Genomic DNA, 22,317 nt, shown 5'->3' on the forward strand with positions numbered 1-22,317 from the left:
GCGACTTGCCTAGCGGCTGCAACGCAGGACCGCGCGTCAGGCGGTCCTTGATGCGCTCAATCCCCGGACAGGCGCTGTCCCCGGAACAGAACCTGATCCTCGGCGACCTCGTGCAGGCCGGAGGCGGGCGAGGGACGGGCTGCGCGGGTGAAGCGCGCGATGCCGGTGGCCGCATCCGCATCGGGATCGAGAAAGCGGATGGACATCGCACCGCCCGCCAGCGGCGCCACCCGCAAGATCAGGCGGCGGCCATCGCGCAGTGTGATATCCTCGGCCCATGAGCTGCGGTCGGTCTTGTGGGCGGAAAACTGGCGGATATCGCCCCAGATGCCGGTGGGCACGCAGGCGGCCTGCCACAGCCGCGTCGCCTCGGTGATCGACAGGACGCCGATTTGTTGGGCCGGTTCGACCGACCACAGCGCGCCATAGCCCTTGTTCGCCAGAACCAGACGCCCCTCGCCCGAGAAGATCGCCATGGCGCCGGGAAGATCGTCGAAGACAGAATGATACAGGTCCAGTTCGCCCCGGAATCCGCGGGTCAGCGTCACCTCGGAGGTGATGTCCTCGAACATGAAGGCGACCGCCCCATCGGGGTGCGGACGGCCGATGACCCGAAAGCTCTGCCCGCCGGGCAGGGTCCAAAGCTCTTGATAGGTGCCTTCCTCGGCGCGCTGTTCCAGCCGGGCGATCTCGTCGCGCCAGCCACGGTAGTTCTTGGGCTCGGGCATGCGCTGGCGGTCGCGGAGCGCATCGAGAAAGGCGACAAGGCCGGGGCGGCGCGACAGAAATTCGGGCGATAGCGTGGACAGCGTGACAAGCGCCGGGTTGAACAGCATCAACTCGCGCCGCCGGTCAAAGATCGCCAGCCCGATCGGAAGGTGGGCAAAGGTCTTGGACAAGGTCTGCACAAAATTGCGCAGCGAGGTTTCCGCCGCGACCAATCTGTCGATGGGGGTGGCACAGCACATGTTTGCCACCCCCTGACGCTGCACCGCGACCTCGAACCACAGCCCGCCATCGGCGGTAGCGATGCGGTCCACCGCGTCGCCTTCAGGCAGAGGCAGGCGGCACCGGCGCAGGCTGCCGGGTTCCGGCATCGGGTCAAGCTGGTCTGCAAAGAGATGCGGCACCGGCCAAGGCAGCGGGCCGCCCTCTGTGCCCGACAGACGTTCCACCAGCGCAAGATAGGGACCGTTGGCCCACAGGACGCGGCCCTGATCGTCCTCGGTCCAGATGGCAGCGCGGCCAAGGTCGAGGGCATGGCGCATATCTTCGGCCTCGGCCTGAAGCGCCTGCAGGACGGGGCCATCGATGACCTGCCGGCCCGTGCCCCCTTCGGTCGGGCCGAGGGTCAGCACCATCCTGTCCCCCTCGGCACGGCCGGCAATGGACAGCGCGTCGGGCCCGAAACTGCCGCACAGCACGAAGGCCTCCCCCCGCCGGGCGAGCGCCGTGAGCCGGGCGGGCAGGTCGGGGTTCAACGGCGCAAGCCCACGCGCAAGATCGGCCAGCGCCGCGCTGCGGTCGACATCCGATGGCAAGAAGGCATCGTCAGGATCGATGGGAGAAATCAGATACCCCTCGCGGAATTCGTAACGTCGGGGGGCGTCGGCGAAGATCGGGCGCGCATCGTCGCGACGCCGCACCGGTGCGCCACCGCCCCAATACCCCGTAGCCATCAAGGCCAGCGCCGCGCTGAGCAAGCTCACACTGCCATATAGGCCGAGGTTCATCGCAAGGTCCTGCATGCCCGCGTCTTTCCGATATGCCCCGGACAGACCCTGCGGCAAAAAGGGTTAACGCTGCGTTAAAGCTGAAGTTCCTGACGACACGCGGCAGGCTCAGGAGGCGATGGGGCGGTTCTCGCCCAAGGGGCCGACCGCTTCGTCGAGCGGCACGCCGATGGCCGAATGCGGCCAGACCACATCAACGATGGCACCGCCCCGCTCTTCCTTGTCCTCGGCCGACAGGAAAGGATCGGAGGCGTTGAGAAAGCTCACCCGTGCGCCCGACCTTTCCAGAAGGGTCTTGGCGATGAACAGGCCAAGACCCATCCCCTCGTAGCCGGGCCGCGCCGGGCTTTGGGCGCGGGCGCGTCGGCTGAGGAACGGGTCGCCCAAGCGCCCCAGCAAGTCCTGCGGATAACCCGGCCCATCATCGGTGATGCGCAACCGGATCTCTCCCCCGCCCCAGCTCGCATCGACCCAGATTTGGGTCGCCGCGAAATCAACGGCATTCTGCACGAGGTTGCGCAGACCATGGATCACCTCGGGCTTGCGGCGGATGATCGGCTGGCCTTCGGGCGCGCCGGGATCGGCAAGGAAATCGTAGTGCACCGCAATGCCGCGCGTAGCATGGGGTTCGGCGGCCTCGCGCACCACCGCGCCGAAAGGGGCCTGTCGCATGTGCAGGTCGTCCTTTCCAGCCCGGCCCATCGACCGCAGGATGTCGCGGCAGCGGTCGGCCTGTTGACGGATAAGGCGGGCATCCTCGGCCAGTTCGGGATGGTCCTGCAATTCCTCGGCCAGTTCGGTCGACACCAGCTTGATGGTGGCCAGAGGTGTGCCAAGCTCATGCGCCGCGGCGGCCACGACACCGCCCAGATCGGTCAGCTTCTGCTCACGCGCCAGCGCCATCTGGGTCGCCAGCAAGGCCTGGCTCATGGAGTGCGTCTCGGATGTGATGCGTCGGGCATAGGCCGACAGGAAGACGATTCCGATCACGATAGAGATCCAGAAGCCCAGAACGAAAAGGTCGGGCAGTTGCAAGATCTCGCCCGCCTCGGTCGTCAGTGGCACATGGAACACGCCCAGAAGCGAGATCATGGCGATGGCAAGCAGCCCGAGGATCGCGGTCGACCGCACCGTCAGCGCCGTGGCCGAGATCGTCACCGGCGCAAGGATCAGCAGCGCAAAGGGGTTGTTCAAGCCGCCGGTCAGGAACAGCAGGAAACTGAGCTGCGACAGGTCAAAGAGCAGCGTCAGCATCGCGTCGCGGTCGCTGAGGCGCTGGTTCTCGGGAAAGATCGTCATCGCGATCAGGTTCGAAATGACCGATGCCCCGATGGCGAGGAAACACAGGCCCAGTTCGACCCTCAGCCCCAGATGCAGCGAGGCAATGACTACCGTGACCGTCTGCCCCAGAATGGCCAGCCAGCGCAGCACCAGAAGCGTGCGCAGCCGGACCCAATCGCTGCGGGCATCTTGGCTGACGAGGTCGAGCGCGGGGTCTTGGATGGCATTTGCCATGGGGGGGCTTTCTGTCACAGGCGGCGGATCGTGAATTGATAGGGCGCAGGGCTTAGGTATTCAACTTGCACCGCCGACCGGATTGGCGCGCGACGCGCCCCACGCCATTGAGGACCTCTTATGACCCGCGCCTATGCCATCGCCTCCGCCGCGCTGATCGGGATCTTGCTGATCGGTGCTGCCGTCGCCGTCTACCTCGGGCAGGCCGGGCAAAACGCCTCGGCTGATCCCTTCGGTCAGTGCCGCGAAAGCGTCGTGGCGGGCGGGGCCGGTCAGATCGGCGGGCCCTTCACGCTGGTCACGGAAACCGGCGAGACGGTGACCGATGCTGAGGTCATCACGGAACCCACGCTTTTGTATTTCGGCTACACCTTCTGCCCCGATGTCTGCCCGCTGGACACTGTGCGCAACGCGGAGGCCGTCGATATTCTCGAGGCTGACGGCTACAGCGTCCAGCCGGCGATGATCTCGGTCGACCCCGAGCGCGATACGCCCGAGGTTATGGCGGCCTTCACCGAAAACGTGCATCCGCGCATGCTGGGCCTGACCGGTACGCCCGAGCAGACCGATGCGGCCGCCCGCGCCTACCGGGTGTTCTACCGGATCAACCGCGTGGGCGATGACCCCTATTACCTCGTGGATCATTCGGCCTTCACCTATCTGGTCCTGCCCGGCCACGGCTTTGTGGAGTTCTTCAACCGTGAAACCACGCCACAGCAGATGGCCGAGCGCACGGAATGTTTTGTCGATGCAGCCGGTTGAAGGCTGGACAGACCGCCATCGCGTCGCAAATTGACCCTTTGTGACGATTGCCTGTAAGAAGGTTCAACCGCTTAACGGGTGGAAGGAGACGCCGCATGTCGGAGGAGCACAATATGAGGGATATCGGACCCGATAAATCCCTGCTGCTCGTCGACGACGACGAGCCGTTTCTGCGCCGTCTGGAACGCGCGATGGAAAAGCGCGGCTTCGAGGTCGAGGCCGCGCTTTCGGTCGCGGCCGGCAAGGCCATCGCCACCGCCCGCCCGCCCGCCTATGCGGTGGTCGATCTGCGGCTGGAAGACGGTAACGGGCTGGATGTGGTGGAAACGCTGCGCGCGCGGCGGCCCGATTGCAAGATTGTGGTGCTGACCGGCTATGGCGCGATCGCCACGGCCGTGGCGGCCGTCAAGATCGGGGCCACCGACTACCTGTCGAAACCGGCGGATGCCAATGACATCACCTCTGCCCTGCTGGCGACCGAGGAAGAAATGCCGCCGCCGCCCGAAAACCCGATGTCGGCGGACAGGGTGCGCTGGGAACATATCCAGCGTGTCTACGAGCTGTGCGACCGCAACGTCAGCGAAACGGCGCGGCGGCTGAACATGCACCGTCGCACGCTGCAACGTATTCTCGCCAAGCGCAGCCCGCGCTAAGAGAACCCCCGAACCGCTGCCCTGAGTCGGGAGAGACCGATGCACCTTCGTGCCGTAATGACCTTTGCCGTGGTGCTGGCCCTGTCGGCCTGCGTGACCACCCCGCGTGAACCTGAGCCGCCCGTGTTGACGCTGGATGCCCGTGGCATCCAGCCCACTGTCAGCCAGTTGCGGATCGATTTCGGCCGCGCGCAGGCGGGCGTGATCGACACTGTTTCGCGGCTCCTGGACGAGGGGCCTGATACCATCACTACAAATGCGGAATGTGGGGCGGGGCCGGTGACGTCAGCGTCATGGGATGACGGGCTGACGCTGAATTTCCAAGATGGTCAGTTCGTCGGCTGGACCAATGGCGACCGCAATCTGCCGGTGGCGGGTGGGTTCCGCGCGGGTCAACCCCGGCTGGAGATGCCGCAGGTCAGTTTCCAGATCACATCGCTGGGCACGGAATTTTCGCGCAGCGATGTCTTCGGCCTGCTGACCGAGGATGACGCGGCAATCCGCCTGCTATGGGCCGGGACAACCTGCTTCTTCCGCTAGGCGTCACTCCTCAGGCATGCGGGGCGGCGGGTCATCGACGCTGAGCCGGTCGCGCGGATGCGACACGCCCGCAAGCCCGAAGCCAAGCGCATCAAGCAGCTTGCGCCAAAGCGTGCAGTCCGCGGGCAGGTCAACCTCATCTTCGTCCTCCTCCGGGCCGAAGGGGGCATCTTCCAGAACCGTCATGGTCTCCGTCTGGATCGACCTGAGCAAGGCGCGGGCGGTTTCGGCATCCGCCTCGGGCACAAGGATCGAGATCGGGCCGAAGGCAAAGCTGCGCTGCGGCGCCATGTGGTTCAAGATCAGGCCCGGCGTGATGGCGATATAGCCCGCCCCCTCCAGCGCCGCCACGGCGAGGCGGATCTCGGTCGCGTCATAGGCCGAGGCGACGCGCTGAAAGCCCTTGATCGTCGTCATGGCACCACGGTGTCAGGCGCGGATGAGAGCGTCAAGCACGGCTTCAGCGCAGATCGTAGCGTTTCAGAATCTTGTCGACCACGTGGCCGTCGGCCATGCGGTAGCGGTCGATCCGGCCGTAATCCTCGAACCCGCGGGACTGGTAATAGGTCAGGCCGCTGGTGTTGTCGGCCCGGATGTTGGCGTCCATCCAGCGGTAGCCCAGAACACGGGCGGCGGCTTTTGTAGCTTCGAACAGTTTGGACCCGATCCCGATGCCTTGCCGGCCTGGTTTGGCGAAGGTGGCGATGCTGCAGGCCTCGGGCGGAAGAAGGTCATGCGGCGCGATCCATTGGAAGCCCAAGATCTCGCCTTCGGGCGTCTCGGCGACGTGCCAGGCCGAGGCGTCGGGTGCGGTGCGCATCCGGCCGAGGATGTATTCGCTGTCGATCTCTCCGGTCATGGCGGTGGTGCCGCCAATGGCGATGATCTGAGACAAGATCGCGGCCATGTCCCGCGCATCAAGGTCATGGGCCGGACGAATGTGGATCACAGGGCCTCCATCAGGGTAGCGTGGCGTGCGGTGAAGGCGTCGCGGGTTTCGACCGGCGGGCGCAGCACCAGAGACAGGCCCTCGGTCAGGGCGGGGTCGGGGTGGCCGAAAAAGCGGTCAGCCTCGGGCGGGGCGAAGCCTGCCAATTGTGTCGCCTCGAGCCAGGCCGAGACCTTGTCGGCGCGCTTGATCAGCGTCTTGACCTGAGGGGGCAACATCGCGGGCAGGCCGAAGCGCAGGTGGATCGCCGCCGTCAGCCGGTCGTCGAGCGCGCCGTAGCCGGGGCCGACCGCGGATTTCACCGGGCTGATCATGTCGCCGATCACGTATTCGGGCGCGTCGTGCAGAAGCGCCGCCAGCCGCCATTTCGCGGGCCAGTCGGGTTTGAGCCGACCGCAGATCTGTTCGACCAGCAAGGAATGCTCGGCGACGGAATAGGCGTAATCACCGCGCGTCTGACCGTTCCAGCGCGCGACGAAGGCGAGGCCATGGGCGATATCCTCGATCTCGATGTCGACCGGCGTGGGGTCGAGCAGGTCGAGGCGGCGGCCCGACAGCATCCGCTGCCAGGCACGGGGGGGCGATTTGGGCATGGCGACCTCCGGGCTTGGCGCTTGATAGCATCTGCCGGATTGGGGGCCAGCCCCGTCGTCATTGTCTCTCGGACCAATGGCGCGACAACGACGACCCCCGAGGTATTTGGAAAGCAAAGATGGGAGGCGCGGGGTCAGCCGCCCCAGCCGTTTTCGAGACCCCGGCACCTGTGGAGCGCCGCGACCGCAACATGGCCGAGCGCGGCGAGAACGGGGAGCGCCACAAGGAGGCTTGCGGTGCGCCCGTGACGGGGCCAGATCGCGACAAGGACAAAGACAAGCGCGGCCAGACCGAGGGCGGGCGGCAGGAGGGCGAGACCGGGGTCCATGCAGGCTTCGAAGCGCGTCAAATGGCCGTCGGGATAGCCGCGCATCGCGTTCTGGCGGGCGACAAGGAGGGTCGCGCCAAGGCAAAGGGCCGCGGCGACAACCGCCGGGGCCCGGTGTCGGAGCGGATTGGGGTGCGGACCGGTCATCGGGCGAGGATGGCGCGCGCGGCCACGATAGACAAGGGATGTCAGATCTCCATCACGACGCGACCGTCGATGGTGCCCGAGCGCATGCGGTCGAAGATGGCGTTGATGTTTTCCAGCCGGTCCCAGGTGAACTGGGCGGCCACCTTGCCCTCGGCGGCGTGCAGATCGGTGTGGCAGACGCCCGAGGCGCGGACCCGCATCAGAACCTGACCCGGCCCGATCTGCGGCACCGGCACCTCGCGGATGTCGAGCGGTTGACCCAGCGCGGGCACGACGGCGGCTTTCATCGTCTTGGGAAGGGACATGGCGGTCATCTTCTGCGGGGCGACCGAGCCTTCAGGATGCACGGCCCCATTGTTGGAACCATGACACGGATCAAGGCGCGCGCGCCGCCTGCCATTGCCGCATTGCGGAACGGGTGCTAAGTCGCGGCTCAAAGTTTACAGTCATTCGAGGACAGACGCCCGTGACCGATTACATCGTCAAAGACATCACCCTGGCCGACTATGGTCGCAAGGAACTGGACATCGCCGAGACCGAGATGCCCGGCCTGATGGCGCTGCGCGAGGAATACGGCGCGAAAAAGCCGCTCAAGGGCGCGCGGATTGTGGGTTCACTTCACATGACGATCCAGACCGCCGTCCTGATCGAGACGCTGGTGGATCTGGGTGCCGATGTCCGCTGGGCCTCGTGCAACATCTTCTCGACGCAAGACCACGCGGCGGCCGCCATCGCCAAGGCGGGCATCCCGGTGTTCGCGATCAAGGGCCAGACGCTGGAAGAGCATTGGGATTACCTCGACAAATCCTTCATGTTCCCCGAGGGGCCGAACATGATCCTCGACGATGGTGGCGATGCGACGCTGTACATCTTGCTGGGCGCGCGCGCTGAAGCCGGCGAGGAGATCATCCCCGTGCCGCAATCGGACGAGGAAGTGGTCATCAAGGCCCAGATCAAGAAGCGGATGGCGGCAAGCCCGGGATGGTTCACCAAGATGAAGAACCAGATCAAGGGCGTGTCCGAGGAAACGACGACGGGCGTGCATCGCCTGTATGAGCTGCAGAAAACCGGCGGCCTGCCCTTCCCGGCGATCAACGTGAACGACAGCGTCACCAAGTCGAAATTCGACAACAAGTATGGCTGCAAGGAATCGCTGGTCGACGGCATCCGCCGCGCCACCGACACGATGATGGCCGGCAAGGTCGCGGTCGTCTGCGGCTATGGCGATGTTGGCAAGGGTTCGGCCGCCAGCTTGCGCGGCGCGGGTGCCCGCGTGAAGGTGACCGAGGCCGATCCGATCTGCGCGCTGCAGGCCGCGATGGACGGCTACGAGGTCGTGCTGCTGGAGGATGTGATCGACAGCGCCGACATCTTCATCACCACCACCGGCAACAAGGACGTGATCCGCATCGAGCACATGCGCGCGATGAAGGACATGGCGATCGTCGGCAACATCGGGCATTTCGACAACGAGATCCAGGTGGCCGCGCTGCGCAACCACAAGTGGACGAACATCAAGGAACAGGTGGACATGATCGAGATGCCTTCGGGCAACCGGATCATCCTGCTGTCCGAGGGGCGTCTGTTGAACCTCGGCAATGCCACCGGCCACCCGTCCTTTGTGATGTCGGCCAGCTTCACCAATCAGGTGCTGGCGCAGATCGAGCTGTGGACGCGGAACGAGGCCTATGAAAACAAGGTCTATGTCCTGCCCAAGGTGCTGGATGAAAAGGTCGCGCGGCTGCATTTGGCCAAGATCGGGGTCAAGCTGACGCCGCTGAGCAAGGATCAGGCCGATTACATCGGCGTGGCGCAAGAAGGGCCGTTCAAGCCCGAACATTACCGCTACTGAGCGGGCGGATGCGGGTCATCATCTACGGGGTCGGCGCCATCGGTGGCGTCGTTGCAGCAGCCCTCGCGCGGGCCGGTCACGAGGTGATCGGCATCGCGCGCGGGGCGCAACTGGCGGTGTTGCAGTCGGGGCCCTTGCAGTTGCGCACGCCCGATGGCGATGTCGAGGCACAGGTGCCCTGCGTCGCAGACCCCGGCAAGATCGCATTTCGCGCCGATGACCTGATCTTGCTCACGATGAAGACGCAGGATTGTCTGGATGCGCTGCAATGCCTGCGGCTGGCCGGGGTGCGGGACCAACCGCTGTTCTGCCTGCAAAATGGCGTTTCGAACGAGCCGATGGCCTTGCGGCTGTTTCCCAACGTGCATGGCGTGACGGTGATGATGCCTGCCGGATTCACCGATCCGGGCGAGGTCTTGTGCTACGGGACGCCCAAGCTTGGGCTGTTCGACATCGGGCGGTTTCCTGGGGGCTCCGATGACGATGACGCGCGGCTTGCGGCGCTGTTCGACAGTGCGCAGATGCGCGGTTTCGTGCATCAAGACGTGATGGCCAGCAAACGCGGCAAGCTTTTGGTCAACCTCGGAAATTGCCTAGAGGCGGCGGTCGGGCGCGGTGCGGATCGCGGGGATTTCCCGGCGCGCGCAAGGGCCGAGGCGGAGGCGGTGTTTCGCGCCGCCGGGCTGGCTTGGGACGATGTCGGGATGGACGATCCCCGGCGCAAGGCCTTGATGCGGATGGGTGATATCCCGGGGGCTGCGCGTTCCGGTGGATCGACCACGCAAAGCCTGCTGCGCGGCACCGGGCGTGTGGAGACCGATTATCTCAACGGCGAGATCGCTTATCTGGGCCGGCTGCACGGGGTCCAAACCCCGGTCAACGCCTTCCTGACATGGCTTGGCGCGGCCATGGCCGATGCGCGCGTCGCGCCCGGACATGTCGATGCCGCCGGCCTCGCGGCGCTGTTTGCGGATTGGTGCGCAGGGCGCAAGGTTGCGTTGTCGGCCTGACCCAGGCCGGACGGCAACTTGCCCAACATCGAGACGCAAAACGAAGGCTGGAAAATAAACTCTTTGGACAGCCCTCCGCCTCGGGTAACGTCTCGCCGGGGTTGGACCGGCACGGGCCGCCCGCGACCAGTTGCAAGCGGAGTATAGAACAAGATGGGTAAGAGGGACGACTTGATCGCGCGCTACGCGGACGATCTCAAGACCAAGTGCGGCATGGACCCGGACATGGCGCTGCTGACCAAGGTCACGATCGGCTGCGGCCCGGCGATCTATGATGCCGATGCATCGACCGTCGCGGGCAGCCAGCCCGGCGAGATCGAGACGGTGAAGAAGAATTTCCTGGTCAAGAAGCTGGGTCTGAAAGACGGGCCCGAGCTTGACGCGGCCATCGCCAGCGTGATCGAGACCTACGGCAAGTCCGAGCGCAACAAGTATCGCGCAGTGGTCTATTACATGCTGACCAAGCATTTCAAAAAGGAAAGCGTCTACGGCTGACGCCGGGCGCTATCGACTGCCGAAGGGCTCGCACCAAAAGCCGGTTGCGGGCCCTTTTCAGTGCGGCGCGGCGAAGGCGCGACTGGATACCTGAACCGGGTTCTGCGCGGGGTCGCGGGCGTTGGCGAAGTGATAGCCGTCCGCGTCGTGGATCTTGCCGAAGATCAGGCCCTTCGCCGCCGCAGCTTGGCAAAATGCCGGTACATCCGCCACGTCGAACACCAGCTTGACCAGAACCTGTCCGGCTTTCTGCCCCTTGCCCAGCGGGTGCAGCATGAGCGTGACGCCGCCTGTTGCGGGTGGGCGCAATTCGGTGATGCGGTCGCCCGGTCGCGTATGGGCGGCATAGCCGAAATGGGTTGCGTAGAAGGCAGCCATCTCGTCGATCTGCCGCGTGTAGAGGAGGATCCGGCCCAGCGGCGGCGACATGGCATGTCCCTTCGGATGACCGCGCAAGTTTGTGCAAAAAGCGCTTCGAATGCGACGGGCAATTTCTTTGCGCGGCGGGCCTGCTTCGGCTAATCGTTGCCCATGCCTGACCAGGATGGACGGGCCCGACATATCAACACGCGGAGCGAGTGGGCGCGTGGGTGGTGGAGGGTCCCGAGGGGTCGGGACCCTCCGTTTTTTTGGGGGGTTTGCGCTAGGTACCGCCCATCTCGCAGATGATCGCCCATTCGGCCTCTGCCACCGGCTGCACCGACAGGCGAGAATTCTTCACCAGCACCATATCGGCCAGATCCGCGCGCGCCTTGATCTGGTCGAGCGTCACGGGCATCGGCAGGGCGGCAACCGCCTTGAGGTCCACACACTCCCAACGCGGGTCGTCGGTGGTGCTGTCGGGATGCGCTAGGGCGATGATCTCGACGATGCCGACCACCGCCTTGTCGGTCTGGCTGTGGTAGAAGAACCCCCGGTCGCCCACGTCCATCTCGCGCATGAAGTTGCGCGCCTGATAGTTGCGCACACCCGACCATTCCTCGCCCGCATCGCCACGGGCCACCTGCTGGTCCCAAGACCAGGCATCGGGTTCGGATTTGAACAGCCAGTGGCGCATCGGTCTCACTCCGCTTTCAGGGGGCGGTTAAAAAGCATCTCGGCGATATGCGCCACATCGGCCCGACCATCGGCAAGCGCCGCGACGGCGGCGGCGATGGGCATCTCTTCCCCGTAGCGCACGGCGATCTCGCGGGCTGTGTGCAACCCCTCTATCGTCAGATCGTCGCCCAGCGTCTTACCCCGCGCAAGGGCCAAGCCGTAGCGGAAATTGCGGGACTTGTCCGAGCCGCAGGTCAGGATCAGATCGCCCAGACCCGACAGGCCTGTCAACGTCGCATCCTGCGCCCCGGCCTCGACGGCGATGCGCGTCATTTCGGCCAAGCCACGGGTCATCAAAGCCGCCCGCGCACTGTCGCCATAGCCCGCTCCGATCACCGCACCCGCCGCGATGGCGATGACATTCTTCAGCGCGCCACCCAGTTCCGCGCCGATCACATCGGTGGTGCGGTACAGCCGCAGATGCGGGGTGGATAGGCGCGTCTGCAACACGGCACCGGTGTCGTCATCGGCGCACGCCAGTGTCAAGGCAGTGGGCAGGCCCGCGGCGATGTCGACTGCGAAGCTGGGGCCGGTCAGTTGCGCGGGCATTGCAACGGTATGGCGCGCGATCAGGCCCGTGGGGCCAAGGCCGGTCGCAACATCGATGCCCTTGGCGCAAGATATCAGCGTGCGGGCCGACAAGGGCGTGCCCGCCAGAAAGGCCCCGAGCGTCTGCGTCGGCAGGGCCAGAAGGGCGCACTCGGCGGTCAGGTCAGACAGGTCGCCGGTGACGCGCAGCCCCTCGGGGAAAGTGTGGCCCGGCAGACGGCGGACGTTTTCCCGCATAGCCTGCATCGCCGCCGCACCCTCGCGTGCCCAAAGCGTCACCTCATGCCCGGCCTGCGCATATGTGATCGCCAAAGCCGTGCCAAAGGCCCCTGCGCCGATGATGTCGAGCCGCGCGCTCATGCCTTGGCGCCCTTTTTCCCCGACCCGATCATCGGCGCGGCCTCGGTGTCGAGCGGCCAGCGCGGTCGGGCCGAAAGCGTCATGTCATCACGCTGCCCCGCCTCGAAGGCCAGAAGACCCGCAAAGGCGATCATCGCGGCATTGTCGGTGCACAGCGCCAGCGGCGGCGCGACAAAGGGCAGGCCCGCAGCCGCCGCAACCCGTTCAAGACGCGCGCGCAGGGACGCGTTGGCCGCCACGCCGCCCGCGACGGCAAAGCCGGTCAACCGGGCCTGTCCCGCAAGCGCGCGGCGTGATTTTTCCGCCAGCACATCAGAAATCGCGGCCTGAAACGAGGCACACAGGTCGGCGCGATCTTGTTCGGTCATGCCTCCCTTGTCCGCGATGACCCCATCGCGGGCGCGCAGCACGGCAGTTTTGAGGCCCGAGAAACTCAGGTCGCACCCCGACCGGTCCAACAGCGGACGCGGCAGGTCGAAGCGGCGCGGATCGCCCAAGGCTGCGGCACGTTCGACGGCAGGCCCGCCCGGCTGCGGCAGACCCAGCAGACGCGCGACCTTGTCGAACGCCTCGCCGGGGGCATCGTCGATGGTGCCACCAAGGCGCTGAAACGCCTGCGGGCCATCGACGCGCAGGAACTGGCAATGCCCGCCCGAGACCAGCAGCATCAGGAAGGGAAAACCCAACCCGTCGGTCAGCACCGGCGTCAGCGCATGGCCCGCCAGATGGTTCACGCCGATCAGCGGCTTGCCCAACCCCATGGCCAGCCCCTTGGCCGCCATGACGCCCGACAAGACGCCGCCGATCAGCCCCGGCCCGGCGGTCACGGCAATGGCGTCGATCCCGGCTAGCGCCACGCCCGCCTCGGCCAGCGCCTGTTCGACCATCAGGTCCAGTTTCTCGACATGGGCGCGGGCGGCGATCTCGGGGACGACACCGCCAAAGGCCGCGTGCAGATCGGTCTGGCTGGCCACCACGTTGGACAAGATCGCCACAGCGCCGCCCGACCGGCGCAGGATCGCCGCACCTGTGTCATCGCAGCTGGATTCAAGGCCAAGAATGGTCAGGGGCGCAGACATGCAAGGGGCGCTCGTTGTCAGGTCGTCCCCGGGCAGGTAACACTCGCCCCCATGTCTGACAATGCCAGCCCCCCTGCCCCGCTTGTCCTGCTGACCCGACCGCGGGCGGCGTCTGAACGGTTTGCCACGATGCTGCGGGCGGAATTCGGTCCGATGCAGATCGCAATCCTGCCGCTCATGGAGATCGTGCCCTTGGTCACGACGCTGGATCTGGAGGATGTCGCGGCGCTGATCTTCACCTCGGCGGCGGGGGTGGAGGTCTTTGCCGACCTGACCGGCGATCGCAACCTGCCCGCATGGTGTGTGGGCGACCGCACCGCGCAGGCCGCGCGCGAGGCGGGGCTCAAGGCGATGTCCGCAGGCGGCGACGCGGCGGCGCTGGTGGCGCTGATGGCTGACGCCCGGCCCTTGGGGCGGTTGTTGCACCTGCACGGCGCGCACACGCGGGGCGATGTGGCCGAAGGGCTCAACAAGGCGGGGCTGAGGGCTGAGGGCCGCGCGATCTACGACCAGCGGCGCATCTCGCCGGGCCCCGCTTTCACCGCTGCACTGGCCCATGACGGGCCCATCGTCGTTCCCTTGTTCTCGCCGCGCAGCGCCCGCTTGTTTGCCGAGGCCGCGGACCCAGTCGGCGCCAACCTCCGTCCGGTGACGATCAGCGCGGCCGCGCGCGATGCCCTGCCGGACAGGCTTGCCCGGACAGCTACACTGGCCGCAGCACCGGATGCAGAGGCAATGATGCAGGCTGTAGGTGCGCTGATATCACCGCAAACCCCGGCTTGAGGCGCATGTCACGCTGGTCTAGGCTTTGACTGACTCGGCTGTCATGCACGCTGGACAGTTTTGAAATTGACAGATGAAGGACGGGTGACGTGGCACGGGGAAGCTCGAAAAGCTCAGGCGGAACACGCAAAAGCGGCAGCGCGGCGGAGAATGACACCCTCGAGGCGCAATCGCCCGAGACCGTCGAGGCCGCCACCGATTCGCTCACCATGACGCCGGAGACCGACACCATCCGTCCCGATGACAGCGTCGAAGAAAGCGCCGAGGCACGGGCGCCCAGCGACACCGACCCGACGACAGCCGCCGAGCAGACCACGACCGACGCAGACGCGGCAAAAGACAGTGTCACCGGCGGCGCTGGCGATGACAGCATCGTGACCCAAGACACCAGCATCGAGGATGCGGAGATCATCTCCGAACCGGCCGAGACCAATGAAACCCTTGTACAGGCCGAACCCGAGCGGCCCGCACCGCCACCGCCACCCTCGGCGCCTGCGCCTGCGCCTCTGCCTGAGCGTCGTAGTGGGGTCGTGCCGCTGGTGCTGGGGGGCATCATCGCCGCCGGGATCGGCTATGGCGCGGCCTACATGGGCTGGTTGCCGACAGCACAGGGTGACAGCGATCAAAGCGCGGCATTCACGGCCGCGCTCGAAGGTCCGAACGAGACTTTGGCCGCCCTGCAAGCTCGGGTGGCCGAACTTGAATCGGCCACGCCTGATACCCCCGTCATGCCCGAGGTCGACCTGACCCCGGTTCTGGATCAGATCGGCGCGCTTGGCACCCGGATCGACGACGCTGCCGCGACGCTCGAAGCTTTGACCGCCCGCGTCACGACGCTTGAGGATCGTCCTGTATTCAGTGGCGATGTCGACGCCGACAGCGCCGCCGCCGTTGAAGCCGCCGCTCGGCTGGAGGCCGAACTGGAGGCTGAACGCACCGCAGCTGCCGAACAGGCCGCAACCCTGCAAGCCGCCGCCGAGGCCGCACAAGCTGCTGCAGCCGAGGCAGAGGCCGCCGCCGCCGCCGCGATTGCAGAGACAGAGGCACAGGCACAGGCCGCCGTTGCGCGTGCCGCCGCCGATGCCGCCGTGGGTCAGGTGCAGGCGGCGCTGGAAACAGGCGCCCCCTTTGCCGAACCGCTGGCCGCTCTGTCGCAAGTGGTCGAGGTGCCCGAAGGGCTTGCTGCTGTGGCCGATACCGGGGTGCCGACGCTCGACGCGCTGCAAACAGCCTTTCCGCCGCTGGCGCGCGCAGCTCTGCCCGCCGCCCTGCAGGAAACTGCGGGCGAGGCGATGACGGACCGTCTGGGCGCCTTCGTGATGGGCCAGATCGGTGGCCGGTCGGTCGAACCGCGCGAAGGGGATGACCCCGACGCCGTACTCAGCCGGGTTGAGGCCGGGGTCAGATCGGGCGACCTGCGGGCCGCCTTGGCCGAACTGGCCGCATTGCCCGAAAGCGCGCGATCAGAACTTGCCGCATGGGCGGTCGATGTCGAAGCCCGCGCCGACGCTGTGGAGGGTCTTGCCACCCTCGGCGCGGCGCTGGCCCGTGACGGTAACTGAGGGGGCGCTGTGATGCTTTGGGTCTTGCTGAAGGTCGTGATCTTCATGGCGCTGGTCGCGGGCCTGACATGGGGTGCCGGTCTGCTGCTGGAGATGGGCGAGTTGGCCACGCTGACCGTGATGGGGCGGGAGTTTGTGTTGACCCCGCTTCTGGCGGTCTTTGGCGCCATGGTCTTGCTTCTGGCGGTCTGGCTCCTGTTCCGCGCGGTCGGCCTTTTGGTGGCGACGTTGCGCTTTCTCAACGGCGACGAGACGGCGATCAGCCGCTATTTCAACCGCCGCGCCGAGCGCAAGGGCTACGAGGCGCTGGCCGAGGGCATGATGGCGCTGGCCGCCGGTGAAGGTCGCTTGGCGATCCGCAAGGCGGAACGGGCAGAGAAATACCTTGGCCGGCCCGAACTGACCAAGCTGGTCGTGGCTCAGGGCGCTGAGATGGTGGGCGACACGGCGCTTGCGACCGAAACCTTCAAGGCATTGGTGACCGACGACCGCACCCGCTTTGTCGGTGTGCGCGGGCTGATGAAGCAGAAACTGGCGTCGGGTGACACCGAGACCGCGATGAAGCTGGCCGAAAAGGCGCTGGCGCTCCGCCCGAAGAACGAAGAGGTACAGACGACGCTGTTGCAACTTCAGGCCCGCCACGAGGATTGGTCGGGCGCGCGCGCGACACTGGCGGCCGCGCTGAAATCAGGCAACCTGCCGCGCGACGTGCACAAGCGGCGCGACGCGGTGCTGGCGCTGGCCCATGCCCGCGACGCCATGGCCAATGGCAAGATTGCCGAGGCCGTGCGCGACGCCGAGGCGGCGCAGGCGATGGCGCCGGGCCTTGTGCCTGCCGCCGTCATGTCGGCGCGGCTTGCCATCGCCGACAACAAGGGCAAACACGCGACCAAGATCCTCAAGGCCGCATGGGACACCGACCCGCATCCCGATATTGCCGCGGCCTTCGCCGAAATCGCCCCGCGCGAAACACCGGCCGAGCGGCTCAAGCGGTTCCGCCCGCTGATCGCCAAGCACCCCAACCATGCAGAGTCGCGCATGCTGGAGGCCGAGTTGCAGATCGCCGCCGAGGATTTCCCCGCCGCCCGCCGCGCCCTTGGCGATCTGGCCGAGACCAACCCGACGGCGCGGTCTTTGACCATCATGGCAGCGATCGAACGTGGCGCGGGCGCAGAGGACCGGGTGGTGCGCGCATGGCTTGCCAAGGCCGTCACAGCGCCGCGCGGCATGCAATGGGTCTGTGACGCCTGCGGACACATCCACGCCGACTGGCGGCCGGTCTGTGCGCATTGCAACAGCTTCGACCGACTCAGCTGGCAGGAAGTTACGCAAAGCGATGCGGCGCTGATCGGCCCGGCACAGATGCTGCCCCTGATCGTCGGCGCGCTGGGGGACCACAAGGCGCCAGCGGCTGAAGAAAGCGTCGAGGCCGAGGTGGTGACCGATGCGGACACCCTGTCGCCTGAGCCGGCCGACGTACGAAATTAGGACTAGGAAACCCCCGCAGGGCTTGTTAAGAGCCCGCGGCACGCCATCGGTCAGGGTTCGTCCCGATATGGATCTGGTAGGACGGCGACAGAGAAGAATGCCGCTGTAGCTCAGCTGGTAGAGCACGTCATTCGTAATGATGGGGTCGGGGGTTCGAGTCCCTTCAGCGGCACCATTCTTCTCTCCGAAATCATCCGATGACAGCGTGGACGGCCAGTTCCAGAGGGATCATGGCGGTAGCTTCTGCGGTGCGACTCGAGAGCATGCACTGATATGATCGCGCTTTGGGGCGTTCCCGAGGGTGGCGCAGGTCGTAACGCGTGAGCGTGCCCGATAAGCCGGTCCGCGCTCGACGGAACCACTTGACCTTCGCGCACAACCCTGAGACCCATAAGTCATACAGGGGAGCTCCGTACTGCCGGGGCTGAGATGCAGGGCGCAAGCCCTCGGACCCTTGAGCTGATCTGGGTAATGCCAGCGGAGCGAGGTCAAGATGTTCTCAGGCGCACAAGTCTCTGTTTATCCCATGTCCGACGATTTCGTCGACATCATCCTTGGCGCAATCAAGGCGCTGGAGCCGTGGCGCGATCGCCTCAGGCTGGAAACCGACCACCTGTCTACTTTGATGGTCGGACCGCCGGAGGTGCTGTTTCCGGCCATGCGCGATCTGTTTCTGGCCGCCACCCGGTCGGGCGTCCACACCACGATGCACGCCACAGTCTCGCGGGGGTGCCCCGGCGAACCGGATGATCCGATCTGCACGCCCGCCACCGCAGTCGCACCCGGCCTGCCCCTTGCGCAGCGCATTCTGGCATGCCGTGACGCCGTCATGACAGCACCTCGTACCGGGCAGACGATCGCGGCACAGCTGTCGCTTTACCCGCTCGGGTTCGGCCATCACATGGACGAGATCTATGGCTGCATCGAATTCCTGAAGGGATCAGGCACCTTTGATCGATCCAAGAATTTCTGCACGGCGTTGCGCGGCGATGCCGGTCCCGTCTTCGAAACGCTGAACCAGGCCTTTACCGGCTTTGGATCGGGAGCGGGGCACATCGCGCTGGACGTCACCTTATCGGCCAACTCGCCGAGCGCTGCCTGACCCGCCTGCCGCGCCCGCGCGCGGACCGTTCACTCCAAAAACCGAACCCCAAAGGAGGCTGATATGCCGACCCATTCCGTCTGGACTCTTCGTGAAACCCTGATCGTCGCCGTGTTGGGGGCCGTGTTCGGCGTGCTCTATCTCGGCTGGGTTCAGGTCTGGCTGGTGCTGCAGGCGATCTTCGGAGCGCTGACCATGGATGTCGTGATGGGCTTCTGGTTCGTCGTGTCGATCATTGCAGCGGCCATCATTCGCAAACCGGGCGTTGCGCTTGTGTCGGAGGTCATGGCCGCGGCGGTTCAGGTGCTGTTGGGCAGCCCCGCGGGCCTTTTGCTGCTGCTGACGGGCCTTGTGCAGGGGGCGGGTGCCGAAGCGGTCTTCGCCGCGACGCGCTGGCGCCGGTATTCGCTTGCGGTGCTGATGGCAGCCGGGATGGGCGCGGCGGTTTTCTCCTTCGCCTATACCTGGATCAGGTTCGACTACGGCAGCCTTGCTCCGGGCCTTGTGGTGGCAATGTTCGTGTTGCGCCTCGCCTCGGGCGCGCTGCTCGGCGGATTGCTGGGGCATGTGATCGTCAAGGCGCTCTACCGTACGGGCGTCTTGTCGGGGCTCGCCATCGACCGTGACACGCGCGCCGCGCATGTTTGACGCACTGGCCTATGACCGCGTCGCGCTGCGCCATGACGGAGCGGCCACAGACGCTGTGGGGCCAGTGTCGTTGACGCTGCACGGGGAGGAACGGGTGCTGCTTCTGGGGCCGTCGGGCGCGGGCAAATCCACCTTGCTGCAGGCCGCGACGGGGCTGATGCCGGCCTCGATCCCCGGCAGACGGCGGGGCGACATTTACCTCAACGGGCAGCTGGTGGACAGCCGCCGACCCGCCGATTGGGCCGATACCTGCAGCTATCTGTTTCAGGACGCAGGCCAGACCCTTGCGGGCTTTACCGTGCGCGACGAGATCGCCTTTGGCCCCGAAAACCGAGGAATTGCCCCCGCACAGATGCCCGCTCTGATCGCCAAGGCGATGGCACGGGCGGCGATACCGGCAAGCTGGGACGACCGCCGCATCACGACCTTGTCCGGAGGAGAGCGGCAACTGGTGGCAATCGCGGCACTTCTCGCACAGGGCGCGCCGATCACGCTGGCCGATGAACCCATGGCGAGCCTTGCGCCGGCAGCTGCCCGGCGCATGGCCGATCTTCTGCTCGCGCCGGGCGCAACGACCCTTGTGGTCGAGCACAAACCCGGCCCTATCCTCGCCCGGAGCGACCGCTGTGTGGCCATCGGCAGGACCGGTCGGGTGATTGCGGATGGCGTTCCGGCGGATATCTTTCCGGCGCAGGCGGAGGTTCTGGCCAAGGAGGGGATATCCCTGCCGCTGGGGATCAGGTTGCATCTGGCCTTCCCCGACCTGATCGGGCCCTTCGGCGTCTTGGACAAGTGGCGAACCAGTCCGCCCGCCGCGCGGGTGCGCACCCTGCGCGATGCCCTGCTGCCCGCCCCGATACCGCCAGGCGACATTATTGTGACGCTGTCTGACGTGGCCTGCGCGCCCGCCTTCGGACCGGTCGTCCTGAGGGATCTGTCGCTGGCATTGCGCGCGGGCGAGGTGGTTGCGATTGTCGGGCCGAACGGTGTCGGGAAATCCACGCTGGCGGCCTGCCTCGCGGGGTTGCTGCCGCCACGGGGGGGGCGACGCAAAGGTCCAGCGGGTGCCATGGCATTCCAGAACCCGGAGGCCCACTTCAGCCGCGAAAGCGTGCGCGCCGAACTGGAGACAGTGACCGAGGATGGTGCCGGGGTCGCGCGCATTCTCGGACGCTGGGGGCTCGAGCACGTCGCGCATCAGCACCCCTTCACCCTGTCGCAGGGGCAAAAGCGCCGGCTGGCGCTGGCGCTTTTGTCCGAAACCGACAGGTGGCCCGTGCTGATCCTCGATGAGCCCACTGCGGGCCTCGATGGTGCGGCCGAGGCGGCGCTCGGCGCCCATATTCGCACGCTTGCCCGCGCGGGACGCGCCATCGGCGTGATCACCCATGATCTGGATTTTGCCCTCGCCGTGGCCGACCGCGCCTTGTTGTTGGACCGAGGCGGGCTGCGTTTCGATGGCCCCTGCGCCACCTTGATGCGGGATCCTTTGCGTCTGGCGGAAGCCGGTTTGCTGCCCCCGACCGCCGCGCCACTGCTTGACTGGCTGGAGCGCGCATGCTGAAGGGCTTCCATCCCCTGCCAAAGCTTGCGCTTTGCCTTGCCTTTATCCTGGCCTCGCTGCTGATCTTCCGGCTGTCGTTTCAGCTCGCACTGCTGGTCCTCGCGGCGGGATTGCTGGTGATCGACGCGCGCATTCCCCTGCGGCGGGTCCTTTTGCTGATGGTGCCTTTCGCCCTGTTCGGCTTCGGGTTCTTCACCACATCGGTGCTGTTTCGGGCGGAGTCGGGATTTGCGCTGCAGATGGCGCAAGAGCAGGGCGGCGGGCCCGAGGTCGCGCCGGGCCTCGTGCTGTTTTTCCGTGTTCTCGCCTGCGGCATGATCTCGGCGCTTTTCGCGCTGACGACCGATCCAGGTCGGCTGGTCCGGGCGCTCATGGAACATGTGCGCCTGCCCGCGCCCGCAGGCTTTGCCCTGATGCAGGCCATGCACATGGTGCCCGATCTGCGTGACGAAATGGTGCAGATGCGCATGGCCCGCGCGATCCGGTTGGGTCGGCCCTTGCGGCGTTTCCCGTCATTGGCCGAGGCGGTATCGCTGGCGATTCCACTTTTGGCCTATGCGATCCGCCGTGCCACGCGCGCTGCCCTTTCTTTCGAGGCGCGGGGTTTGCAGATAGGCATGTCACGGACCCACCTGCCACAGCCGCCGATGACGCGGACAGATATGATCCTGGCCTCGGTTGGAACGGGCATTCTTGTCGGGATCTCGACCGCCACGCTTCTGGTTGGGGGCTGATCGGCCCTGTCCACGCCGCAGGTCGCGCGCGCCGATCGTCCAAGCCATCTGCCGGGTCCGGGGTCGCGCTGGTGCATCCGCCGAAGCTCAGCCGGGATCGAGGCGCTACCGTCTCGAGTAAGGAGAGATTGCCATATTGATTTCGATTCGCTATCAAAGGCGCATGAAGGATGAACCCCGGACACCGGAACGCATCGCGGAACTGCTGGTCCATGTCGGCCGTGCTGCGCGGAGCGAGGATTCCGGCTCGGACCTCACGGCGGCACAATGGACCTGCCTGCGCTTTTTCTCCCGCGCCAATGGCAGCACAAGGACCCCATCCGGCTTCGCCAGTTTCCAGGCAACGACGCGGGGCACCGCCTCGCAGATCATCAAGACGCTCGAACGTCGGGGGCTGATCGTGCGGACCCGGTCCGAACGCGACCGGCGGAGCGTGTGTTTCGACCTGACGGACGAGGGCACGGCCATGCTGGCGCGCGATCCGCTGCGCCAGCTGATCGGCGTGGTCGGCGCGTTGGCAACGACCGAACGCGACGGTTTTCTGGCGACGCTGTCTCGGCTGTCGAACGCGCTCGCCTTTCGGCGGGACATGCCCGCCTTCGGCACCTGCCGGGACTGCAGCCATTTCGGGACATCGGGTGACACCGCCTTTTGCGCCTGCATGGCGGCGGAACTGGCGGCAGAAGACACGACAAAGCTTTGTGCAAGCTATAGCGGGCCGACTCTGACGAGGCGCAGCGAAGGAAAGCACGACGATGCAGCCTGATCACCC

General features: G+C 66.2%; 25 protein-coding genes and 1 tRNA gene. 15 read left to right on the forward strand and 11 right to left on the reverse strand.

Annotated features, from left to right (window positions below):
* Window positions 1-56 precede the first annotated feature (56 nt).
* Both C7455_RS05365 and regB read right to left on the reverse strand, forming a co-directional pair.
* Window positions 57-1,733, reverse strand: coding sequence for a PAS-domain containing protein (locus tag C7455_RS05365; RefSeq protein ID WP_170119004.1), 1,677 nt, complete (start codon window positions 1,731-1,733; stop codon window positions 57-59).
* Window positions 1,734-1,841: 108 nt separating this feature from the next.
* The gene (gene regB / locus C7455_RS05370; protein WP_109666327.1) at window positions 1,842-3,248 is read right to left on the reverse strand and encodes a sensor histidine kinase RegB; all 1,407 of its coding nucleotides are present in this window, start codon (window positions 3,246-3,248) and stop codon (window positions 1,842-1,844) included.
* Window positions 3,249-3,368: 120 nt separating this feature from the next.
* Between regB and C7455_RS05375 the strand changes: the two genes are divergently transcribed.
* The 3 genes from C7455_RS05375 to C7455_RS05385 all read left to right on the forward strand — a co-directional run bounded on the left by C7455_RS05375 (window position 3,369) and on the right by C7455_RS05385 (window position 5,203).
* Window positions 3,369-4,010 carry an SCO family protein gene (locus C7455_RS05375; protein ID WP_109666329.1) on the forward strand — a complete coding sequence of 214 codons (642 nt, stop codon included), beginning with the start codon at window positions 3,369-3,371 and terminating at the stop codon, window positions 4,008-4,010.
* A gap of 113 nt (window positions 4,011-4,123) precedes the next feature.
* Window positions 4,124-4,663, forward strand: coding sequence for an ActR/PrrA/RegA family redox response regulator transcription factor (locus C7455_RS05380; protein WP_425450624.1), 540 nt, complete (start codon window positions 4,124-4,126; stop codon window positions 4,661-4,663).
* A 39-nt stretch (window positions 4,664-4,702) separates the two neighbouring features.
* Window positions 4,703-5,203, forward strand: a complete 501-nt coding sequence (locus C7455_RS05385) for a hypothetical protein (protein WP_146199935.1) — start codon at window positions 4,703-4,705, stop codon at window positions 5,201-5,203.
* Window positions 5,204-5,206: 3 nt separating this feature from the next.
* On the opposite strand, the gene C7455_RS05390 is transcribed toward C7455_RS05385, so the two are convergent.
* The 5 genes from C7455_RS05390 to C7455_RS05410 all read right to left on the reverse strand — a co-directional run bounded on the left by C7455_RS05390 (window position 5,207) and on the right by C7455_RS05410 (window position 7,526).
* Window positions 5,207-5,620: a putative signal transducing protein gene (locus tag C7455_RS05390; protein ID WP_109666334.1), complete on the reverse strand. Its 414-nt coding sequence runs from the start codon at window positions 5,618-5,620 to the stop codon at window positions 5,207-5,209.
* A 43-nt stretch (window positions 5,621-5,663) separates the two neighbouring features.
* Window positions 5,664-6,152 carry a GNAT family N-acetyltransferase gene (locus C7455_RS05395; protein WP_109666336.1) on the reverse strand — a complete coding sequence of 163 codons (489 nt, stop codon included), beginning with the start codon at window positions 6,150-6,152 and terminating at the stop codon, window positions 5,664-5,666.
* Entirely contained in the window at window positions 6,149-6,745 is a 597-nt protein-coding gene (locus C7455_RS05400; RefSeq protein ID WP_109666337.1) for an HD domain-containing protein, read from the reverse strand. The genes C7455_RS05395 and C7455_RS05400 overlap by 4 nt, the downstream gene beginning before the upstream one ends.
* Before the next feature lie 134 nt (window positions 6,746-6,879).
* Window positions 6,880-7,221: a hypothetical protein gene (locus C7455_RS05405; RefSeq protein ID WP_109666339.1), complete on the reverse strand. Its 342-nt coding sequence runs from the start codon at window positions 7,219-7,221 to the stop codon at window positions 6,880-6,882.
* Window positions 7,222-7,262: 41 nt separating this feature from the next.
* Window positions 7,263-7,526, reverse strand: a complete 264-nt coding sequence (locus C7455_RS05410) for an alcohol dehydrogenase catalytic domain-containing protein (RefSeq protein ID WP_211315448.1) — start codon at window positions 7,524-7,526, stop codon at window positions 7,263-7,265.
* A 161-nt stretch (window positions 7,527-7,687) separates the two neighbouring features.
* Between C7455_RS05410 and ahcY the strand changes: the two genes are divergently transcribed.
* The 3 genes from ahcY (at window position 7,688) to C7455_RS05425 (ending at window position 10,578) form a co-directional block, all read left to right on the forward strand.
* On the forward strand, window positions 7,688-9,073 hold the full coding sequence (gene ahcY / locus C7455_RS05415; RefSeq protein WP_109666340.1) for an adenosylhomocysteinase: 1,386 nt from the start codon (window positions 7,688-7,690) through the stop codon (window positions 9,071-9,073).
* Window positions 9,074-9,081: 8 nt separating this feature from the next.
* Window positions 9,082-10,083: a ketopantoate reductase family protein gene (locus C7455_RS05420; protein ID WP_109666342.1), complete on the forward strand. Its 1,002-nt coding sequence runs from the start codon at window positions 9,082-9,084 to the stop codon at window positions 10,081-10,083.
* A 153-nt stretch (window positions 10,084-10,236) separates the two neighbouring features.
* Window positions 10,237-10,578, forward strand: a complete 342-nt coding sequence (locus tag C7455_RS05425) for a DUF2853 family protein (RefSeq protein ID WP_109666343.1) — start codon at window positions 10,237-10,239, stop codon at window positions 10,576-10,578.
* A gap of 57 nt (window positions 10,579-10,635) precedes the next feature.
* Here C7455_RS05425 and C7455_RS05430 read toward each other — a convergent pair whose 3' ends face one another.
* The 4 genes from C7455_RS05430 to tsaD all read right to left on the reverse strand — a co-directional run bounded on the left by C7455_RS05430 (window position 10,636) and on the right by tsaD (window position 13,664).
* A complete protein-coding gene (locus C7455_RS05430) occupies window positions 10,636-11,007 on the reverse strand; it encodes a VOC family protein (protein WP_109666345.1) in 372 nt (123 codons plus the stop codon).
* A gap of 214 nt (window positions 11,008-11,221) precedes the next feature.
* Complete coding sequence (locus C7455_RS05435; protein ID WP_109666346.1) at window positions 11,222-11,635, reverse strand: EVE domain-containing protein; 414 nt, start codon at window positions 11,633-11,635, stop codon at window positions 11,222-11,224.
* 5 nt (window positions 11,636-11,640) lie between these two features.
* Window positions 11,641-12,585, reverse strand: coding sequence for an NAD(P)H-dependent glycerol-3-phosphate dehydrogenase (locus C7455_RS05440; RefSeq protein WP_109666348.1), 945 nt, complete (start codon window positions 12,583-12,585; stop codon window positions 11,641-11,643).
* The gene (gene tsaD / locus C7455_RS05445) at window positions 12,582-13,664 is read right to left on the reverse strand and encodes a tRNA (adenosine(37)-N6)-threonylcarbamoyltransferase complex transferase subunit TsaD (protein WP_109666349.1); all 1,083 of its coding nucleotides are present in this window, start codon (window positions 13,662-13,664) and stop codon (window positions 12,582-12,584) included. Before tsaD ends, C7455_RS05440 begins: the two co-directional genes overlap by 4 nt.
* 51 nt (window positions 13,665-13,715) lie before the next feature.
* Here tsaD and C7455_RS05450 point away from each other — a divergent pair, with 51 nt between their 5' ends.
* From C7455_RS05450 to C7455_RS05490, 9 genes are all read left to right on the forward strand, one after another.
* The gene (locus tag C7455_RS05450; RefSeq protein ID WP_109666351.1) at window positions 13,716-14,447 is read left to right on the forward strand and encodes a uroporphyrinogen-III synthase; all 732 of its coding nucleotides are present in this window, start codon (window positions 13,716-13,718) and stop codon (window positions 14,445-14,447) included.
* 89 nt (window positions 14,448-14,536) lie between these two features.
* Window positions 14,537-16,009 (forward strand): COG4223 family protein, encoded by a 1,473-nt coding sequence (locus C7455_RS05455; protein ID WP_109666352.1) that lies wholly within the window; start codon window positions 14,537-14,539, stop codon window positions 16,007-16,009.
* Between the two features lie 12 nt (window positions 16,010-16,021).
* Entirely contained in the window at window positions 16,022-17,497 is a 1,476-nt protein-coding gene (locus tag C7455_RS05460) for a heme biosynthesis protein HemY (protein ID WP_109666354.1), read from the forward strand.
* A 99-nt stretch (window positions 17,498-17,596) separates the two neighbouring features.
* Window positions 17,597-17,672, forward strand: a tRNA-Thr gene (locus C7455_RS05465).
* A 318-nt stretch (window positions 17,673-17,990) separates the two neighbouring features.
* Entirely contained in the window at window positions 17,991-18,599 is a 609-nt protein-coding gene (locus tag C7455_RS05470; RefSeq protein ID WP_109666819.1) for a YkoF family thiamine/hydroxymethylpyrimidine-binding protein, read from the forward strand.
* 63 nt (window positions 18,600-18,662) lie between these two features.
* The gene (locus C7455_RS05475; protein WP_109666355.1) at window positions 18,663-19,247 is read left to right on the forward strand and encodes an ECF transporter S component; all 585 of its coding nucleotides are present in this window, start codon (window positions 18,663-18,665) and stop codon (window positions 19,245-19,247) included.
* A complete protein-coding gene (locus C7455_RS05480; protein ID WP_146199936.1) occupies window positions 19,240-20,811 on the forward strand; it encodes an ABC transporter ATP-binding protein in 1,572 nt (523 codons plus the stop codon). The genes C7455_RS05475 and C7455_RS05480 overlap by 8 nt, the downstream gene beginning before the upstream one ends.
* Complete coding sequence (locus tag C7455_RS05485; RefSeq protein WP_109666358.1) at window positions 20,805-21,545, forward strand: energy-coupling factor transporter transmembrane component T family protein; 741 nt, start codon at window positions 20,805-20,807, stop codon at window positions 21,543-21,545. The genes C7455_RS05480 and C7455_RS05485 overlap by 7 nt, the downstream gene beginning before the upstream one ends.
* 163 nt (window positions 21,546-21,708) lie before the next feature.
* A complete protein-coding gene (locus C7455_RS05490) occupies window positions 21,709-22,311 on the forward strand; it encodes a MarR family winged helix-turn-helix transcriptional regulator (protein ID WP_109666360.1) in 603 nt (200 codons plus the stop codon).
* Window positions 22,312-22,317 lie beyond the last annotated feature (6 nt).

Origin of the sequence: Roseicyclus mahoneyensis (assembly GCF_003148775.1) — a bacterium.
In the GTDB taxonomy this organism is placed as follows: Bacteria; Pseudomonadota; Alphaproteobacteria; order Rhodobacterales; family Rhodobacteraceae; genus Roseicyclus; species Roseicyclus mahoneyensis.

Bases quoted from the DNA above. Each gene is read 5' to 3' on its own strand.
- C7455_RS05365 (WP_170119004.1), bottom strand. From the start codon at position 1,733: ATGAACCTCGGCCTATATGGCAGTGTGAGCTTGCTCAGCGCGGCGCTG.
- regB (WP_109666327.1), bottom strand. From the start codon at position 3,248: ATGGCAAATGCCATCCAAGACCCCGCGCTCGACCTCGTCAGCCAAGAT.
- C7455_RS05375 (WP_109666329.1), top strand. From the start codon at position 3,369: ATGACCCGCGCCTATGCCATCGCCTCCGCCGCGCTGATCGGGATCTTG.
- C7455_RS05380 (WP_425450624.1), top strand. From the start codon at position 4,124: ATGAGGGATATCGGACCCGATAAATCCCTGCTGCTCGTCGACGACGAC.
- C7455_RS05385 (WP_146199935.1), top strand. From the start codon at position 4,703: ATGCACCTTCGTGCCGTAATGACCTTTGCCGTGGTGCTGGCCCTGTCG.
- C7455_RS05390 (WP_109666334.1), bottom strand. From the start codon at position 5,620: ATGACGACGATCAAGGGCTTTCAGCGCGTCGCCTCGGCCTATGACGCG.
- C7455_RS05400 (WP_109666337.1), bottom strand. From the start codon at position 6,745: ATGCCCAAATCGCCCCCCCGTGCCTGGCAGCGGATGCTGTCGGGCCGC.
- C7455_RS05405 (WP_109666339.1), bottom strand. From the start codon at position 7,221: ATGACCGGTCCGCACCCCAATCCGCTCCGACACCGGGCCCCGGCGGTT.
- C7455_RS05410 (WP_211315448.1), bottom strand. From the start codon at position 7,526: ATGTCCCTTCCCAAGACGATGAAAGCCGCCGTCGTGCCCGCGCTGGGT.
- C7455_RS05420 (WP_109666342.1), top strand. From the start codon at position 9,082: ATGCGGGTCATCATCTACGGGGTCGGCGCCATCGGTGGCGTCGTTGCA.
- C7455_RS05425 (WP_109666343.1), top strand. From the start codon at position 10,237: ATGGGTAAGAGGGACGACTTGATCGCGCGCTACGCGGACGATCTCAAG.
- C7455_RS05430 (WP_109666345.1), bottom strand. From the start codon at position 11,007: ATGTCGCCGCCGCTGGGCCGGATCCTCCTCTACACGCGGCAGATCGAC.
- C7455_RS05435 (WP_109666346.1), bottom strand. From the start codon at position 11,635: ATGCGCCACTGGCTGTTCAAATCCGAACCCGATGCCTGGTCTTGGGAC.
- C7455_RS05440 (WP_109666348.1), bottom strand. From the start codon at position 12,585: ATGAGCGCGCGGCTCGACATCATCGGCGCAGGGGCCTTTGGCACGGCT.
- tsaD (WP_109666349.1), bottom strand. From the start codon at position 13,664: ATGTCTGCGCCCCTGACCATTCTTGGCCTTGAATCCAGCTGCGATGAC.
- C7455_RS05450 (WP_109666351.1), top strand. From the start codon at position 13,716: ATGTCTGACAATGCCAGCCCCCCTGCCCCGCTTGTCCTGCTGACCCGA.
- C7455_RS05460 (WP_109666354.1), top strand. From the start codon at position 16,022: ATGCTTTGGGTCTTGCTGAAGGTCGTGATCTTCATGGCGCTGGTCGCG.
- C7455_RS05470 (WP_109666819.1), top strand. From the start codon at position 17,991: ATGTTCTCAGGCGCACAAGTCTCTGTTTATCCCATGTCCGACGATTTC.
- C7455_RS05475 (WP_109666355.1), top strand. From the start codon at position 18,663: ATGCCGACCCATTCCGTCTGGACTCTTCGTGAAACCCTGATCGTCGCC.
- C7455_RS05480 (WP_146199936.1), top strand. From the start codon at position 19,240: ATGTTTGACGCACTGGCCTATGACCGCGTCGCGCTGCGCCATGACGGA.
- C7455_RS05485 (WP_109666358.1), top strand. From the start codon at position 20,805: ATGCTGAAGGGCTTCCATCCCCTGCCAAAGCTTGCGCTTTGCCTTGCC.
- C7455_RS05490 (WP_109666360.1), top strand. From the start codon at position 21,709: ATGAAGGATGAACCCCGGACACCGGAACGCATCGCGGAACTGCTGGTC.